Raw genomic sequence first — 16,157 nt, forward strand, 5'->3', positions numbered from 1 at the left:
TCTTCTTTTGTATGTTGGGTTATTTCGATACAGGAAAACTTATCAGTTCATTGCTGGTCTTCTTGGCTAGTCGGTTGAACCATACAAGCAGAATAAAGTTCATTCCTATTAGTGCCACTCCCAGGAAGACAAAGAGGATGAGATAAACACTCTGGTAACTCATGTGCCATTGCATCCCCGTCATCTTTGTATAGTTGATGAGTGCTTTATGTTGTGTCTGAAAGCTAAGTCCAATGAATGGGCTGATGAAATTGAACCAGTTGGAGAAGATCAGATATGTATAGCCAAGAATGGAAACTGTTCCTGATATGGTGAACACATCCAGACCGAATTGCTTGTATCTCTTCCTCATGGGAATGAGAAGCAAGAGGCAGGATAGGATACACACCAGTCCCTGTAGGTATAAGCTCCATGCCACATTGGCAGTAGCATATGAAACTCCCAGGTTTTTGGCAATCATAGAAATGATGCCTGCCACTAAATCATATAGCATTTTCATGTTTCAGTTATTTTATGTTCAAATTCATATTAAAGTTCAATATTCACCTTTTATAATAAGGGATTTCTTGAGTGCAAAAGTAGACATAAATATGCATGCCTTGGTACTTTTTATCTGTGGATTGTATCAAATGCCTGTTTCTGTGTATGAACTGATGGTACAATCGATTTCTGATGTACCATTTGTCACAAAGGCTTCTCCATCTGTTTTGCCATCTTCTTTTCCAAATGATCTTTTCTGGAATCTTCTTTTTCATCAGATTATCAGAGGGCTGCCTTTACTTGGGCAGTCCTCCTTAGATGTTATGCGGCATTTCTTGTCAGCTTTTTGACCATGTTTACCAGGTCCACTCCTTCTGCAATCATTTTGGCGGAGTCGCATCGGTAGGGGAGTCTGCCACCTTTGCAGATGATAGGATCTCCGTGGTAGTTGATGTCTATGATGAGGATTAGGTCACCATTGTAGTTGTACCAGTTGTATTTGAGGGATGACATGAGCAGGGCATTGTCGTAGGTGTATGACTTGATGAATGGAACCAGCAGGGTATTCTGGAACTGGTCGAGGTTGGCCATCTGTGGATAGTTGGCGGCGATTTCATCCTGGAGTTTGCAAGTCTTGTTGGTCTTGTCGTTCACTCCTACGATGAGTTGGCATTGTTTCTGTTCCTCGCTATTGCACATGGCAACGATTGACTCTACGATCTCCTTGAGTTGTGCTCTGTCATCCTTGGTATTGCCCGGTGCATAGAACAGGCTTGCCTTCTTTTCCAGGGTCTGTGACTCTAAGAAGTCCAATGGGAAGTCTACCATGGATGTAAGTTTCTCTACCTTTTGCTCCTCTGTCATGTTGATAGCTGAGATTACTTTCAGCGTTTCCAATCTCAGGTCCTCTTGAAGTGAAGGCAGCTGTGTGCTGAGTTGAGCCATCAGTTCTGGAAGGCTGTTGGACTGCTTATACGTTTTTGTATCCTTGAGCAGGTAAGTACCATCGATGTTCAGCTTATGTTCCTGATTGTTGTTGACTCCGTAGGTTTCATGGTCAGGGTAGTATGTCTTCTCGTCTTTTTTCACCATGATGACTGTTACGCCGATCTTGAGGTGACCATCTTCCATCATGGATTGTGGAAATGCCGGGAATTTATGCATCACGCTGAATGGGATGTAGATAGTCTTGTCATCTACTTCGATGACATACATGTTGCTGTAGTAGTTGGTAACTTTACCATTGAATTTGTTGAATTTGCACATAGTCTTGATATGTTTTAATTGAATATTTATATTTTGATTGAAATGATTGATGATTGCTCCTAGCCAGTTTTCCTGTTGCTGGCTTGTCTTGTATGGGGCTCCCAAACCTTTGCATTTATAGGCTGATGTTGCCTGGTGATTTCTGCATTGCATTCTTTTCAAGGCTTGATATACCTGATGGGCATTGATTGGGGCCCAGTCTGCTTCTAGGAAGGGTCTTTCTTCTGATGCAGGGTTCCTAACCTGGTAGGAAGCCCTGCTTGGAATGGTGACTTTGCTCATGCTACTAACTGTCTGAAGAGGTTTTCTACGATGTGTGTGAGTACGACGGCTTCTGCCAAGCGGATGAGGAGACCGATGAACATGGAGATGTTCTGATACACTCCATTGCCGAGGATACCCCAGAGTGGGCGGCAGAGGTACCACATGAAGTTACTTGCATTGCCGGTAGCTTTTACCAGGAATGTCAATACATCCAGTAGGATGATGATCCCGATGATAATACAGAAAATTGTCATAATGCTTGAAATTTATTATTATCTCTAATGTCGCTAACTTACTTAACCATAGCGGCTTTGGTTTTCTGTGTGCAAAGGTATGGAAACTCGGTGAAACTATATTTCACTGACTCAATTTTCCTTGATTTTGTCAGTTGAGAGGGTCTCCCATACCTTATTATATGCGCCTGTGGCATTGTCTAGTGGACGAATCCAGGGACAGAGACGATGAAGCCGTTTTCTCTTTTGCACTCTGGGTGTCCGGTAGCAGGGGCTACCACATCTTCTCTGCCTTTTTCCTTTGCTGCTGCGAGTACCATGGCCGATACGATGAAGGTGGTGTTGGCTTCTGGTTCCGGGAGATTTTCGATCTCTCCGTGTTTGACCTTGCAGACACCGCTTGCGTTGAACTCGGTATAGGTATCTGCTACTCTTGCATTTCCTTCCGTAGGGAAGCTTGTGCCATCATTCAGGGTGATGGTGTGGGGTGTTAAGTTGATGAATTTCATTGTTCTCTTGTTTTTATTACTTTATATTTATACATTGCTATCCTCCTACAGAAGTGGGGAGAAATAGCTTTCGTTTTATTTCGGGTGCAAAGGTACTTGAACATCGTGAAATGATATTTCACTGGCTCATTTTTCCTTGATTTTGTGTTTAAGCCTAGAAAAACAGGGTGTTTTTGGAATGCAGGATAAGGTCGATATCTACATCCTGACCAATGATCTTCATGGCTCTGGCATAGTCCTCAGACAAAGGGACAATCAGAATGCTGTCGTTGTTGTCATACATTTTTTGAATCTCTGTTAGTTTTTGGGCTATGTCTTGCACTTCATCAGATGGCATGTCTGCCATGAAGATGGACTTCTGGATCCTTATACATCCTTTTTTCAGTAGGAATTTTGCAATCAATGTTCTGACCTTGTTGCTGGTGATGTCGTACATGATGAAGCATATCATATATCCTGGTTTCCTTTCTGCTGAAGAGATGATGTTCAGTATCTGTCTGATTCTTTCCGGTAGGGTGGGGAGCTCGTCTAAGTTCCCCGTTACTCTACCGATGGAGCCTGTGCCGGCTAAACCGGCTTGGCCAATCAGTCTGGTTTCTATGAGATGGTTTCCTTTCATGAGGTATATGTCAGAGTTTGTACGTAGTCATTTACCAGTTGCGCCATCATGCCATTGAGTTGCATGGAGGTTCCTCTCTTGGGAGATTCTACCACCGAGTATCCCTTGTGCCCGAAGAACAGGTTGATTTCTGCTTTCAGCTGACGGGTGCGGAACATGAGCTTGATACCATACTGTATGTTTCTGGTATCATACAGTTCCACTCCGGTTTCCTCTATGGATTGCTTCAAGTCGGTGACTATATTGGTGATTTCCTGGGGAACATACACGGGGCGAATTTCCTGAGGAAGTTTCTTTCTTTTATAGAGTTCGAGCCTTTCCTTGATTCTGTCCATGGTTTCCTGGTCCGGGTCATGAGTCTTTTCTACAGGTTGCAGGTCCTGCACTTGCTTTTCTTGGCTGATGCTTGGCATCTTGTCTTCCTTGATGAACAGATCCACGCTCTCCAGATTCACGTAGTTCTCCCAGCAGACAGGCATGGCTGTCAGGTTGAGTGTGGCATCATCATCTGCAGCAATGAAGCAGGCTCTGGTCACATCATTGGTCTTGAGGTCAATGAATGTTTCCAGCTGATGCTCCTTGGCGAATTCCCATGCGAACTGCTTGTAGAATGATGAATAGATGTTTTCATCCGTGCATGGTTTATTGAGCAGGAAGATGAGCTTCAAGCCGTATCCGCTTGGAGAAGTGAACATCATGGCGATGCGCTCGTCTTTGGTCAGCTTGGCTTTCAGCTCATCCAGCTGGATGCTCTTCTCGTCCACATGGTCTATGTCCAGGACAAATGATGATACTGATGAGAAGTTTTCCTTTCTTCTGTAGTCTGAGTCAAAGTGGGCGCAGACAAAGTAGGGGAGTGATTTTTTCATCAGGTTGTATTTGGCACTGTCCATGCGCTGGATACTGCGCAGGACTTCTGTCTGATTTCTGAGTGATGGCTCTGGGTGAGCAATCATCTTGAATAGGTCTATCATGTTGATAGATGTCAATTTTTCATTGGCAGCCACGATCTTGGTTCCCAATGATACAGTCTGCTCTTTCATACTAATAATGTTTTAATTGTTGTGCGAATTTTTGTATATAGAGAAATATATGGGTTTCTCTGCTTCTGGTCATTCCCTTGATGGATTCATTCTCTGCCAGGTAGTCATTGACTGATTGGATGATGACTCTTCTTCCCAGGGATTCGAGCCATACTGCTCCTCTTTCATCTGTGGAGTAGTAGTCCTCTGTTATGATGTTCTGGGCCAGCAGTGAATACACTATATAGTCTATCCATACCCTGTAGAGTTCTATCACGTCATAGGAAAGTACGGGTCTTCCATACTCGTCCCGGTGGAGAATGCCTATATAGGGATCTATGCCGCAGCGTATGAGCGTATTCTCTATCTTTCCATACAGAATGCCGTAGCCATAGTTGAGCATGGCGTTGGCAACATCTATAGCCGGATGTTGTGAGCGTTCCTTGAACCGGTATTTCTCGGGTATGAATTGATTCAATGCCCGGAAGTATTCCTTGGATGCATTGCCTTCATAGGCTCTGAGGTTATTGGCGATTTCTCTTACCGTGAATCCTTCTAGGGCATCTACCTTTGCGATGAGTTTGCTGATTTTGTTGCAAGCTTCCTGTACGATGAGTTCCTTCTTTCCTGTATCTACCTGCAGCATGAGGAGCAGGGCCAGTTGGTTTTGCATCTTTTGGATGATAACCTTTTTGATCCATTCCACTGCATCCTGTGATGCCGTGAATATCAGCTGTCCTTTTCTGATGGTGGAGATAGAACCATATTTGTGGCTCCATACGCAGCCCATTACGTTGCCACCTTTGTCGATTAGCGTGACCCTGATGTCATTTTCAATGGCAAGTATCAAGGCGTCGGAGGTGAGTACGGCACTCTTGGCTACTAAGATGGAATCCACGTCTTTAACAGGTATGCGATGGCTTCCTGTTGAATTGTTGAGCATGAAAGCTCCATTGTTGATGCTAAGTTTAGCACCGTATGAATTTAATACGATTTCCATAGGCTCATGGTTTTAAATTTCTGAGTGCAAAGGTAGGGAGGGATTTTGAAATTATATTTCACTGGCTCAATTTTCTGGATTTTGATAGTTGGGTATGATTTCTATACCTTATTATATATAAGGTATTTTTCTTCTCTTCTTTAGAATCTTAAATACAGGTATTGGGGTGATAGTTGAGATGCAGAATTTATCTCCTTTGATGTTTGTTAGTGCTGAATCATGTTTTTTGTGGGGGACCTGTCGTTTGCCTTTGGGTTTCTGTTTCCTAAAATAGTTAATAGAACTAAATTTTTTGAGCTAAAAATGGTAGAATATTTAAGATTAATTGGCTTGCATATCTCGAAAAATAGTCGTACCTTTGCACCCGCTAAGGAAAAGTTAATTTTCGGTTAAGAAAAGTGAATAATTGTTTAGTAGAGTTCTTTAACTTATTGATAATCAGAATAGTCTTATAAGGTCGAGTACGAGACCATCGTCCACTACAACAAGGATTAAGACCTCATCAGCTTTACGCTTTGGAAAATACTGAATAGGTACGAGACCATCGTCCACTACAACAAGGATTAAGACGTGTGCTTTTCAATCTGTTTGGTACTTCTGTGTATGTACGAGACCATCGTCCACTACAACAAGGATTAAGACTGTTCTTCTATTTTGATACAATTCTTTGACTCATGTACGAGACCATCGTCCACTACAACAAGGATTAAGACTCCAACTGCTTTGTAGTTGCTTTAAAATCTTTCATAGTACGAGACCATCGTCCACTACAACAAGGATTAAGACTTCTCTTTTTCTAATGTATCACATATATTAGTTGTACGAGACCATCGTCCACTACAACAAGGATTAAGACTTCAAGCTCTCTGCTGTCATTTTAAAATCTTTCATACGTACGAGACCATCGTCCACTACAACAAGGATTAAGACTTCTTGCCTCTTTCTCACCGCCATTAACTACCACATGTACGAGACCATCTTCCATTACAACAAGGATTAAGACACCATTGTCATTTATTGCGATTTCGGCAACCTCACCGGTACGAGACCATCTTCCATTACAACAAGGATTAAGACGGTTCATATTGTTTGAACCATTAGCTGTCTGCACGGTACGAGACCATCTTCCATTACAACAAGGATTAAGACTTAAAAGAGTAACCTGCTAAACTCGGTTTAACCAGTACGAGACCATCTTCCATTACAACAAGGATTAAGACATTTGGAGCATTACTACTGGGAGCCATGAATTAACCTGTACGAGACCATCTTCCATTACAACAAGGATTAAGACACCCGCGAAAACTGTGGCAAAATTGCCGGCAATCATGTACGAGACCATCTTCCATTACAACAAGGATTAAGACTCACATCAATGCGTGATACATTCATTTGTGCCTGTACGAGACCATCTTCCATTACAACAAGGATTAAGACCGTTTGGCGTTACCGTACTGAGTCAAAGTCTCAATGTACGAGACCATCTTCCATTACAACAAGGATTAAGACTTTCATATTACCTGTAAGATCAGTATTACTAATAGGTACGAGACCATCGTCCACTACAACAAGGATTAAGACACAAATGGCGGCATTCATACATAAATCCATTCTCTGTACGAGACCATCGTCCACTACAACAAGGATTAAGACTCACTGATACCGAGAGCTTCACCATCTGGATGGATAGTACGAGACCATCTTCCATTACAACAAGGATTAAGACACCTGTCTCCAAGTCTATAGTTTCACCCCAAGCTCCGTACGAGACCATCTTCCACTACAATAAGGATTAAGACGGTCATGTGCTGCACCCATATCATCGGTGATGTCCTGTACGAGACCATCTTCCACTACAACAAGGATTAAGACAAAATGATCTCATCCTCTTCAATGGACCAAGGTCTGTACGAGACCTTCTTCCACTACTACAAGGATTAAGACAAATCATTCTGTTCATCACACGCTACCTCTTCGATAGTACGAGACCGTCTTCCACTTCAACAAGGATTAAGACCGAGCGTATGTGTGAAGCTCATCATTAGGAGTAGGATACGAGACCATCTTCCACTACAATAAGGATTAAGACCCGTACCAAGTAGTCCATCTGGCGCCGCAATGGTAGTGTACGAGACCATCTTCCACTACAACAAGGATTGGAATCAATTATTTATGAGTTATTCATAGATAATATTGGTTCATAGGTAGGTTAATCGTTGCATGAAAAAATCCCATATCAAGGTTGTTGCCTTGGTATGGGATTGATTTTAATAATGCGATATTCTTATATTCAGTTCAGGCCTGTTTGGGCCTCTCTTGTCTTGTTTTATTTCCTAAAGCGGGTTCTTCACGTTCTTACTTCTGGTAGGAATCATAGAGTTCCTTAGCCTTGTCTTCGCCCAGGAAACCTGACAGCTTTTTCCAGATACCACTCTTGTCAAATGGCTTGGCAAGTTCCTTCACTTCCTTCTTGGATGGTTCCTGTAGCAAGCGGGTTGAGGTGTTGTAGAGGTCGTTGCAGTCAGATTCATTGAGCTGTGATGCCTCGGAGAGTTTTAGCCATTTCTCCACCTTCTGGAAACATACCTTGAATTCTTTGATGCTATAGCTAATGCCATCACCTGCGAGTTTGTCAAGAGTGGTGCCAAGACCAGCTTTAAGTTCTTCTTCTATAGCATCCTGGGCAGCTTTTGCTGCTTGTTGCTTTTTCGCTTCTTCCTGTTCGGCAATCTTTTCCTCTATATCGGCAACGATTTTACGTTCTTCCTGGATGTTGATTCCTTTTTTGAGGAGTTCGTCCATGATGTCGTTATAGATTTTCTTAGCCTCTTGGTATTCCTTGGCTTCTGTACAGCTCTTGGCTTGTGCAAATTTCTCAGAGAGTGATCTACGGGCTTCTTTTTCTGCTCTTTCACCTTTAGCCTTGAGTGCAAGGTCTCTGATTTTATCCTTGTCTTCATCAGATAGCCATGAGTGGATTGGTGTACCTTTTTCCTGGATCTTGTTGAAAGGATTCTTCTTCTCGAACTTGCTGTCTCCATACTCTTTCATCTCCATCATTCTGACTTCTTCGTCTGTATGTTCACTGAGGATATTGACGAGTTGGGTGATGCTTTCGGTTTGTGCCCACAATTGCTGGTAATTCTCATAAGTGAACACCGACATCATTTCCTCAAAGCGCTGCATATAGTAGTTCATGTCTTGGCTAAAGCCGCGAAGGGTGATGTCTTCCTTATCGATGTGGCATTTGCCGAAGCCAAAAGCCTTGGCCATACCCAGGTTGAAGAACACCTCTGGACTCATATTGAAAGTAAGGGCTGTCAAAATAGCTCCAATCTCAGCTTCTCTTGTGTTGTGTAAGGAGATTCTGAGAGTAAAGGTTTGTCCGGCAGGAAGGGCCTTGAATGTTGTTCCCACATTCTTGTTTTCACCTTGTGGAAGCTGGGTGGTGGTTCCCTCAGAATGGATTCTATATAGCTTTCTTCCTGCGATACCCTCGTTTTCATCATAGGTCTTGTATGGTGAATGCTGTTGCTTCAGATACAGAGGATAGTAGGAGGCCTTAGGAGTTCCCAGAATTCCCTTTGTCTCTATAAGCTCAGAGTCCTCTACTGTTCCCTCCATGAAGGCATGACTGATTTGTACTCTTCCCTTCAGGTTGTCGTCTCCTGTGTATCCGAACAGGGTTTCTCCCAGGTCGTGTCTGGTCTTGTCGGCCTTTTGCAGGATTTCTACCTGTTGGCGTACATTGTTTCTGAATGGGAGTTTGAACATTCTGGACATACCGAGAATCTCCTGGCCATTTGGCATCTTGAGATAGAATACCGGTATTTCATAACCCTTTTCAAGAGCCATCAGAAAGCAGCCTTTTCCTTCTTTTTCCTTGGCGAAATCTGGAGTACCTTCATAGATACTCTTGAAGGCTCTGATGGTTTCCTCGCTTAAAGGGATGCTGTCACCTCTGTCAGAAGGGAATAGCAATTCATGTTTCTTGCCTTGCATGAGTCCTGTGCAGACGATTCGGTAGCTTATTCCGTCTTTTTCTCTCTCAGGATAGGTAGGATAATGGTTGGAATCCGAGCCTACGGAAACATTGGTTTCCCAAATAGAGCCATTCGGGTTATAGCCTGGGAAATTCAAGCCCACTTCAATGCTATGGATTTTTTCCAGTTGTCCGTCACATGGGGTGAAGAAATATCTCTCACCTTCCTTTGAGAGCCAGCCTGGTATGGCATTATTTACCTTTTTCAGGTATTCGGTGCTTTTAGCCTTATTCATTCTGTTGGCCACATCACGATAGCCAAACCATCTGTTCTGGAAGTCCTTGTCCTCCTGCATCTTGCCGAAGGACATGATTTCCACGATTTCGCGCAACATTCCCTTGATGGTGGTGCCTGGGATGAAGTAGTGGCGTTTTCCGTCCTTCCCCATGATATGAGCAGAGTGCTTCTCTAGTGCACCGTCGCGTGTGAAGAGAGGAGATACGTTCTTGAGTTTCACCTCGATCACTCCATCCTCTGAGTCTGAGAATGGTAAGTCCTGAGTTACCTGCTCACTCCAGGAAGGGTAGAATACCTTTTCATTGAGTGGCACGAAATTATAGGGTGCTGTAATTTTCATTTTGCAGTTCCTCCATTATTTTTCAAATCCAACGAATATGTTTGCCTTGAGCTGAAGGGTAGGCATGTTTTCACACAGCTCATCCTTCACCTCTTCCCACTGGCGCAGGAACTTTAGTGCCTTCACGCCTGGAAGACGGTGTGGCAGGTAGGTAACCGGAGTCATGGTGGCTGAGTCAGCCAGTTCTTCCTGCTTTACCTCGTATGTTGTTACGAAGTAATTTCCATCCACATAACGGATCTGGATAGAAGTGTTTTCTTCCGGGTTCCACAGCAGTCCCTCTACGACGAAAGGATTCTCGCCGTCTGTGAGGGTAAGAGAAAGAGGTTCTCCTTCTCCTATGATTCTTGGCTTGCTCTGGTCGCTTTGCCAGAGGTAGCCTTCATATTTTGCATTTTTTATCTGATGTTCCATGCTTACTCTTGTATGTTAAGTGTTCCGATGAATATACCATTTCCTCTGTTGGTACCACCGCCCAGTGGCAGGAGGCCGTCGCAGATGTCCTGGAGGGCTTTCTCGAATGCCTTTCTGACATCTTCGTCTTGAAGGGCTTCCTTTTCAACCCAGATTTCTTCCACGAGTTCCTGGTTTTCCGCAGTGCTTACCTTTTCCTTGAACAGGGCGCCGTCCATCACTCCACCGGTAAACTTATCTACCCTGATGTGAGGAAGAATCTTTGAATCCGTGTTCTCAATGAAGACATCTGAGAAGATGGCCTTTCCTCTGGATGGTTGGATGTCTCCTTCGTCCAGCGTGGTGCCGAAGATATCCAGGCATGCCTTGTTTCTGTCGCTTGCGATAGCTTCTGCGTTGTCCACGAAATGCTTCGTGAGGCGGTTCCAGTGGTAGGCTGTACGATGTGAAATGGCTCCTTTGACGGATGTTGCCGGTATCAGGCTCTTGGCTTCCTTGATTTCTGGCTTGCCGGTTGACCAGTCCACATAGTTTTCCTTGACGGGTGTCATATCGGCCTCTTCGTCTCCGAATCCTGATGAGAACAGGAAGAAGTTCAATGGCTTGAGGGTGAGGGTATATTTGATCCAGTCAGCCCCCTGCAGTTCGCTTGGCATCTTCTCGATGGCCTCATTCCAGTCCTCTTCCAGCGATGATGACTTTTTCAGGTAGGCATCGAGGTCCTTTTCCTGGGTCAGGTCATAGCTTGCGTACTTCAAGCTCACGACCTTCATGCTTCCGAAGCCGTTTCTCGTTCCGCTGCCGACTCTGAAGGTAGGAGAGGAGATGGTGTTCAGAATGTTTTGCATATTCTCGTCATCTTTCGTTTCTGAGAGAAGTTCCATCTCGAAGATGAATCGGGTACCTTTATACACAACCTGCTCGTCGAACTTGCCATGGTCTGCGCCTGTACCCTTTTCCGTGATTCTTACATGCTGGCGGATAGGCAGCACCTCAAAAGCCTTGATATACTCATCCTGCTCTATGTCTTTCAGACCGTCCATGGCCTTCTGGTTGCTGCCCAGGAGCAGTGCATCGGATATGAGGACCTTGGAGCCTTCTCCCTTATCTCCTTTCTGGTATCCGAAGATGGAGTCACTCTCCTTCAGGTCTTTCATGCTGTGACGGATGATGCCCATGAGTGATGTGCCCGGGATATATGGCAGGTCATTCACGTCTCTAGTCACGGGTGCATCCGTAATGATGTCCTTCTCGCCGCTGCCCACTGCCAGAGGTGATGTTGCCTCCAGGGTGATGCGCGCGATCATGCGGTATTTATATTTTGTCATCTGCATTGCTTTATTGTTTTTTTGCCATTTCAGAGGCAAGGTTCACTAATGCTCTTTGAGACAGGTCTCCATACTCCTGGTTGTTACCCATCTGCTCTATAAACTCTCTGAGGATTTTGTCTCTCTGCTTGGCTTTCCAGTCCTTGGCCTTGATACCATGGGTAATATAGCCGATTGACTCTATGACTTCGGTTCTTGGATCTGTTGGAGACGGCTCTCGCTTTTTCAATTCCTTCTTGTCGAAGAGTTCAAGGAGAATCTTGTCCATGGTAGAATTTTGGAGAGCGATGCTGCGGATGGCACCCCATTGAGAAGAGAATTTGCCTTGTGAGAACAATGGCTTGTACATCTTGACAAAGTGGTTCACCTGTTCATAGATATAGACAGAAGAACTGTTCTTGTGCTTCTTTCTTGCCAGGAATGACAGCAGCGGTGTTCCTTCCAGTGCTCTTGTCTCTGTAGCCTGCGCTTTTGTCTTATGGGTGAGTTGAAGGGCTGTCTGACCATTTTCCCCTGCCTTTTGCAGCAGGTTCCATCCGTAGATGACCTTACCGAATCCCTCATTCTTATAGTTGCCTACATAGGAAGGAAGTTGTGATTCTGTTGGTGGTTCATGGAGCTTGACAACGAAGACACTGCCTTTTTCGATACCCACACGGTCGGCATCTCTGGTTTGGCGCTTGCCATTCCAAGGAGCATATTGGAAGGTTCTGATCTGTGACTTCTCCCAGTCGATTTCTCCATTGAGTCCCAGCATCTGGGCTGTTGGCTGGAAGGTTGGTGTTCCTGTTTCATCCAGGAAGATGAGTCTGCCGTCGGCATAGACTGTGATATAGCTGTTTCCATTGATAGAGAACAGGGATGGAGCTGATGGAATTTCCAGGAAGGAAGCTTTCGTGATTTCAATGAGGCCATACTGTGCTGTCTTGGATCTGCCCACATGTTTTCTTCCTGTCAGCTTTTCCTCAATGGCAGGGGCAATGGCTTCATCGTCTATCTCTACAGAGAAATAGAACTCGCTTCCCTTCTCCAGTCCTTCATATCCGAACATCTGGCTGTCCTTGCTCTTGCGAAGGGTTCTGTCATAGGCGCTTTTGATGGCAAAGCTCTTCAGGCACTCTACAGCGTTAGCCTTGTTACCATCAAACTCATAGTAGCCTTCGCGGCATTGCTTGAGTTGCTGTGGTTGCCCCTTGGTACCGTTCTTGTCATCTGAACGGCTATAGAAATGATGGATATAGCTTTCCTCACTCAAGGACTTGAGTTTTGGGTAGAAGAGGGATGCCGGAATATGGAGGCTTCTTGTCTTGGCATCCTTGGATGCCGGGTGTGCGTCCCCGAATCTTACATGTCCGCTATGGAAGATTTCAGTCTGCTCCTTGATAGGGAAGCTCATATAGTCCTTGGCTACGATGCCCAGGAAGCTGTTGCCAGGAATGAAGGTTAGGGATTCCTGGTTTCCTTCTGTGGCTGCTCGTTGGTTCAGAATGACATCTGAGAGCAGTTTACATTTAAATTGAAGAGTTTTCATGCCTTACCTCCTTTCTCAATACAGAATTTACATCTGCCCAGGCCTCTGTTTCTGCCTGTTCCCATATGCTTGATGAAGCCAAGTGCCGCTTCCAGTACGCTTTCCATGTCATCATCCACATAGAGGATTGTGCCATAGAGCGTGCATGGAATGGTGGTTTCTATGGTGCGAAGGCTATGTTCCTGGGTGATTCCGTTTTTCTCGTCTATGGCTGTTGCCACCTTATTTATATATAGCAGGTCTTCCACATGGTTGGAAAGGATGCTTTTAGCCTCGTCCTCTTTGAGGGTAGCATTGGTGAAGAACAGGGTGCCGGATGGCAGCGCTTCTTCAGCGGTAGCTGCTTTGCCGAAGGCTTTCTCCAGGTTCATGTCCAGACCTCTGAGGGCAGAATAGTCCTCTACAGCTTCTCGAATGAGGCCTTTGATCGTCTTGCCGGGAATAAATGGCAGACCATTGATGTCCTTGATGACGAGTGAATCGGCATCTGCACCGGCAGAGAGGCCAGATCCACAGTGCCATGGTGAAAAGAACTCTATTTTTATGGTTAAGTCTTTCATTGCTTTATCTTTCCTTTGTTCTTTGGTTGAGAATTGTGTTTAAGTCCAGCAGATCCGCAGCAGGATAGAAAACATCTTCTGAAAGCGTTCTCTTCTGTGGGGTTGTGGCCTTTTGGAAAGTTTGCTTGGTAGAAGCAGAGAGCATAGCATAGCTGCGAGCGGCTGCCTGTTTGGCCATTTCCGTATTCTGGTGCATGGCGGTCATCCATTTTCTGATGCTGGTCTTGGCGGTGTTGCCCTCCTTGCCGTTGAGAATACTGCATGTATCCTCCAGCTCTTCTATCGTCCAGTATTCTTCCGTCTGGTGCAGGAAATAAGGTCCGAAGTTGAAGGAAAGTCCCTTTTGTGGGGTCTTTTCCTTCAGGATCATATTAGGATAGCTTTCAATGAAGCTTCCCTGTACCTTATAGAACATCACACTCGATGGTGCTACTGGGGCATCCTTTTGGATAAGAGGATCCTTTGAAACGATCTTGGCCTGGGTACATAGCGTCTCTGCCAGGTCATATCCATAGTGGAAAGGATAGGAAGACTTGATGAAGGCTATGCCTGCGCATGCAGTGAGTCCGTTATCTGCACCTAGCTTCTGCCTGGTGGCATTCTCAAACTCTTCAAGATAGACCTTTACATAGTCGAGGGCTAGGCTTGCCTTGCATATCATGGTCATGTCATCTCCACCCAGTACTACAGGACGGAATGGGAAGATGCTTGACTCTTGTGTATAATCTTCTGCGGTATATACTTTTTTGAAGGCGGCTCGGGCTGCCTGGCAGGTAGCCTGGTTCAGCTTTTCTGAGAAATCTTTCAGCTTTTCCATGGAGCTGCTGAATTTGGACAGAATCTGTCCCAGACCATTACCGTCAGCATGAATGATGGCTACCCAGTCATTCTTGCCTGTGAGATCCTCGATGTTCAAGGCGATGTTCTTAGGAGAGAGATTCTTGATATGGAAACTCTTTTCTGCCAAGCTGATGGTTGCCTTGCCTCCGACGGAGAGGTTGCGTTTCTTTAGTGTTCCTTCATCCAGATATTCCTGACTTTCCTGTGTGATGGCAGGAAGTCCTGTGGTTCTTGAACGTTCTACGCCCATGAAACCTACGGTCATGCTTCTGGCTGGTTTGTTGCGTTGGATCTTCAGCTTTTTCTCCAGCAGGTCCATGCAGGAAGCGAAGTGAGTCTTGAGTTCTTCCTCCGTTACCTTTACCACAGCCTGGCTGATGGTGATGCCAGGAGCTGCCAGCATCACGGTCTTAGGAAACTCCAGGACGGTTTTCTCGCATTCCTGGAGATCATCATAGACACATTTGATGTTGCCGGCTGCATTGATGATACGGGTAGCTCCTTGCAGGTAGTTGGATTCAAAGAGGGTGGTGCATATCTTTTCTACCAGCTCGCTGCCGCCGACGATGTCTTTGAGTGAGTTGGTTGAGAAGATAAAACCCTGGATACCCTGTATGGAGGCTCCATATATGTATTTGTTTTTCTCCATGTTATTTTGTTTTTACGGTTGTGGGTGTAAAAGTATAAAAAAAAGATGGTAAAAACTATTTTTTCTTCAAGAAAATGTTATTTATCGGATATTTTTTTGTATTTTCGCCAAAAAAATAAGAAATGGAAGCAACTAACATAGCCATCTTGAGATTTAAGGAAACCTTGAGCTCTACTGAACTCAGGTGTTTTCGTGGTGCCATCGTGGAATTGGCAGGCAGGGAAAATCCCTGTTTTCACAACCATGAGGCGAATGGGTTGAGATATGGATATCCTCTGGTACAGTACAAGGTAATTGATAATCATGTTTGTCTGATTGGAATAGCAGAAGCAGCCATGGCAGTGATGGCTCTGGTGGGAAAGTTTCCTATAAGTCTCATGATTGGAAAGAAGGAGATGGAGTTTCATGTACAGGATTGTACGCTTACTCCTTATTTTCCCAAAATAGAAGATGCCCCGAAGCTTTATCATCTGAGCAGTTATATCGGTCTTACTGATGAAAACTTCAAGAAATACCATTCCATGCTGGCTCTTACGGACAAGGTGATTTTTCTGGAGAAGGTCATCACAGGAAACATCCTTTCCTTTCTGAAGGGCATCGGCTATCATGCCGATGAGCAGATTGAATGTGCCATCACGGAGATGAAGGAGCCCAGGGAACAGAGCTACAAGCATGTGAAGTTTGATACTTTTGATCTGATGTTTGTCAGCAACATGGAACTGCCAGATGGCATTGCTCTGGGAAAAAGCGGAAGTGTGGGTTTTGGTACGCTTTCCAGAAAGGAACTTCCGGAGAAATTAAAAAACTTTAATCAGTAATATT

14 protein-coding genes and 1 CRISPR repeat array are annotated in these 16,157 nt (G+C 44.7%); of the genes, 1 reads left to right on the forward strand and 13 read right to left on the reverse strand.

Annotated features, from left to right (window positions below):
* Positions 1 to 19: 19 nt before the first annotated feature.
* From CFT61_RS06775 to CFT61_RS06835, 13 genes are all read right to left on the reverse strand, one after another.
* Positions 20 to 493, reverse strand: a complete 474-nt coding sequence (locus CFT61_RS06775) for a hypothetical protein (protein WP_089543697.1) — start codon at positions 491 to 493, stop codon at positions 20 to 22.
* Between the two features lie 308 nt (positions 494 to 801).
* Positions 802 to 1,746, reverse strand: a complete 945-nt coding sequence (locus CFT61_RS06780) for an RNA-binding domain-containing protein (protein ID WP_176425526.1) — start codon at positions 1,744 to 1,746, stop codon at positions 802 to 804.
* 278 nt (positions 1,747 to 2,024) lie between these two features.
* A complete protein-coding gene (locus tag CFT61_RS06785) occupies positions 2,025 to 2,264 on the reverse strand; it encodes a hypothetical protein (protein WP_089543699.1) in 240 nt (79 codons plus the stop codon).
* Between the two features lie 179 nt (positions 2,265 to 2,443).
* Positions 2,444 to 2,752, reverse strand: coding sequence for a hypothetical protein (locus CFT61_RS06790; RefSeq protein WP_089543700.1), 309 nt, complete (start codon positions 2,750 to 2,752; stop codon positions 2,444 to 2,446).
* Positions 2,753 to 2,906: 154 nt separating this feature from the next.
* Positions 2,907 to 3,371 (reverse strand): CRISPR-associated endonuclease Cas2, encoded by a 465-nt coding sequence (cas2, locus tag CFT61_RS06795; RefSeq protein WP_089543701.1) that lies wholly within the window; start codon positions 3,369 to 3,371, stop codon positions 2,907 to 2,909.
* On the reverse strand, positions 3,368 to 4,414 hold the full coding sequence (locus tag CFT61_RS06800) for a CRISPR-associated primase-polymerase type B (protein WP_089543702.1): 1,047 nt from the start codon (positions 4,412 to 4,414) through the stop codon (positions 3,368 to 3,370). The genes cas2 and CFT61_RS06800 overlap by 4 nt, the downstream gene beginning before the upstream one ends.
* Position 4,415: 1 nt before the next feature.
* Complete coding sequence (cas1, locus tag CFT61_RS06805) at positions 4,416 to 5,393, reverse strand: CRISPR-associated endonuclease Cas1 (RefSeq protein ID WP_089543703.1); 978 nt, start codon at positions 5,391 to 5,393, stop codon at positions 4,416 to 4,418.
* A 461-nt stretch (positions 5,394 to 5,854) separates the two neighbouring features.
* A CRISPR array of direct repeats spans positions 5,855 to 7,556; the repeat unit is 37 nt; unit sequence GTACGAGACCATCGTCCACTACAACAAGGATTAAGAC.
* Between the two features lie 192 nt (positions 7,557 to 7,748).
* On the reverse strand, positions 7,749 to 10,013 hold the full coding sequence (locus tag CFT61_RS06810; protein ID WP_089543704.1) for a TIGR03986 family type III CRISPR-associated RAMP protein: 2,265 nt from the start codon (positions 10,011 to 10,013) through the stop codon (positions 7,749 to 7,751).
* A gap of 15 nt (positions 10,014 to 10,028) precedes the next feature.
* Positions 10,029 to 10,427 carry a TIGR04423 family type III CRISPR-associated protein gene (locus CFT61_RS06815; RefSeq protein WP_089543705.1) on the reverse strand — a complete coding sequence of 133 codons (399 nt, stop codon included), beginning with the start codon at positions 10,425 to 10,427 and terminating at the stop codon, positions 10,029 to 10,031.
* A 2-nt stretch (positions 10,428 to 10,429) separates the two neighbouring features.
* Entirely contained in the window at positions 10,430 to 11,755 is a 1,326-nt protein-coding gene (locus CFT61_RS06820) for an RAMP superfamily CRISPR-associated protein (RefSeq protein WP_176425527.1), read from the reverse strand.
* A gap of 10 nt (positions 11,756 to 11,765) precedes the next feature.
* On the reverse strand, positions 11,766 to 13,286 hold the full coding sequence (locus tag CFT61_RS06825) for a hypothetical protein (protein ID WP_089543707.1): 1,521 nt from the start codon (positions 13,284 to 13,286) through the stop codon (positions 11,766 to 11,768).
* Positions 13,283 to 13,846 (reverse strand): RAMP superfamily CRISPR-associated protein, encoded by a 564-nt coding sequence (locus CFT61_RS06830; protein ID WP_089543708.1) that lies wholly within the window; start codon positions 13,844 to 13,846, stop codon positions 13,283 to 13,285. The genes CFT61_RS06825 and CFT61_RS06830 overlap by 4 nt, the downstream gene beginning before the upstream one ends.
* Positions 13,847 to 13,850: 4 nt before the next feature.
* Positions 13,851 to 15,335 carry a Cas10/Cmr2 second palm domain-containing protein gene (locus CFT61_RS06835; protein ID WP_089543709.1) on the reverse strand — a complete coding sequence of 495 codons (1,485 nt, stop codon included), beginning with the start codon at positions 15,333 to 15,335 and terminating at the stop codon, positions 13,851 to 13,853.
* A 122-nt stretch (positions 15,336 to 15,457) separates the two neighbouring features.
* Between CFT61_RS06835 and CFT61_RS06840 the strand changes: the two genes are divergently transcribed.
* The gene (locus tag CFT61_RS06840) at positions 15,458 to 16,153 is read left to right on the forward strand and encodes a CRISPR-associated endonuclease Cas6 (protein WP_089543710.1); all 696 of its coding nucleotides are present in this window, start codon (positions 15,458 to 15,460) and stop codon (positions 16,151 to 16,153) included.
* The last annotated feature ends 4 nt before the right edge of the window (positions 16,154 to 16,157 follow it).

The organism is Segatella copri (assembly GCF_002224675.1).
Taxonomy (GTDB): Bacteria; Bacteroidota; Bacteroidia; order Bacteroidales; family Bacteroidaceae; genus Prevotella; species Prevotella copri_U.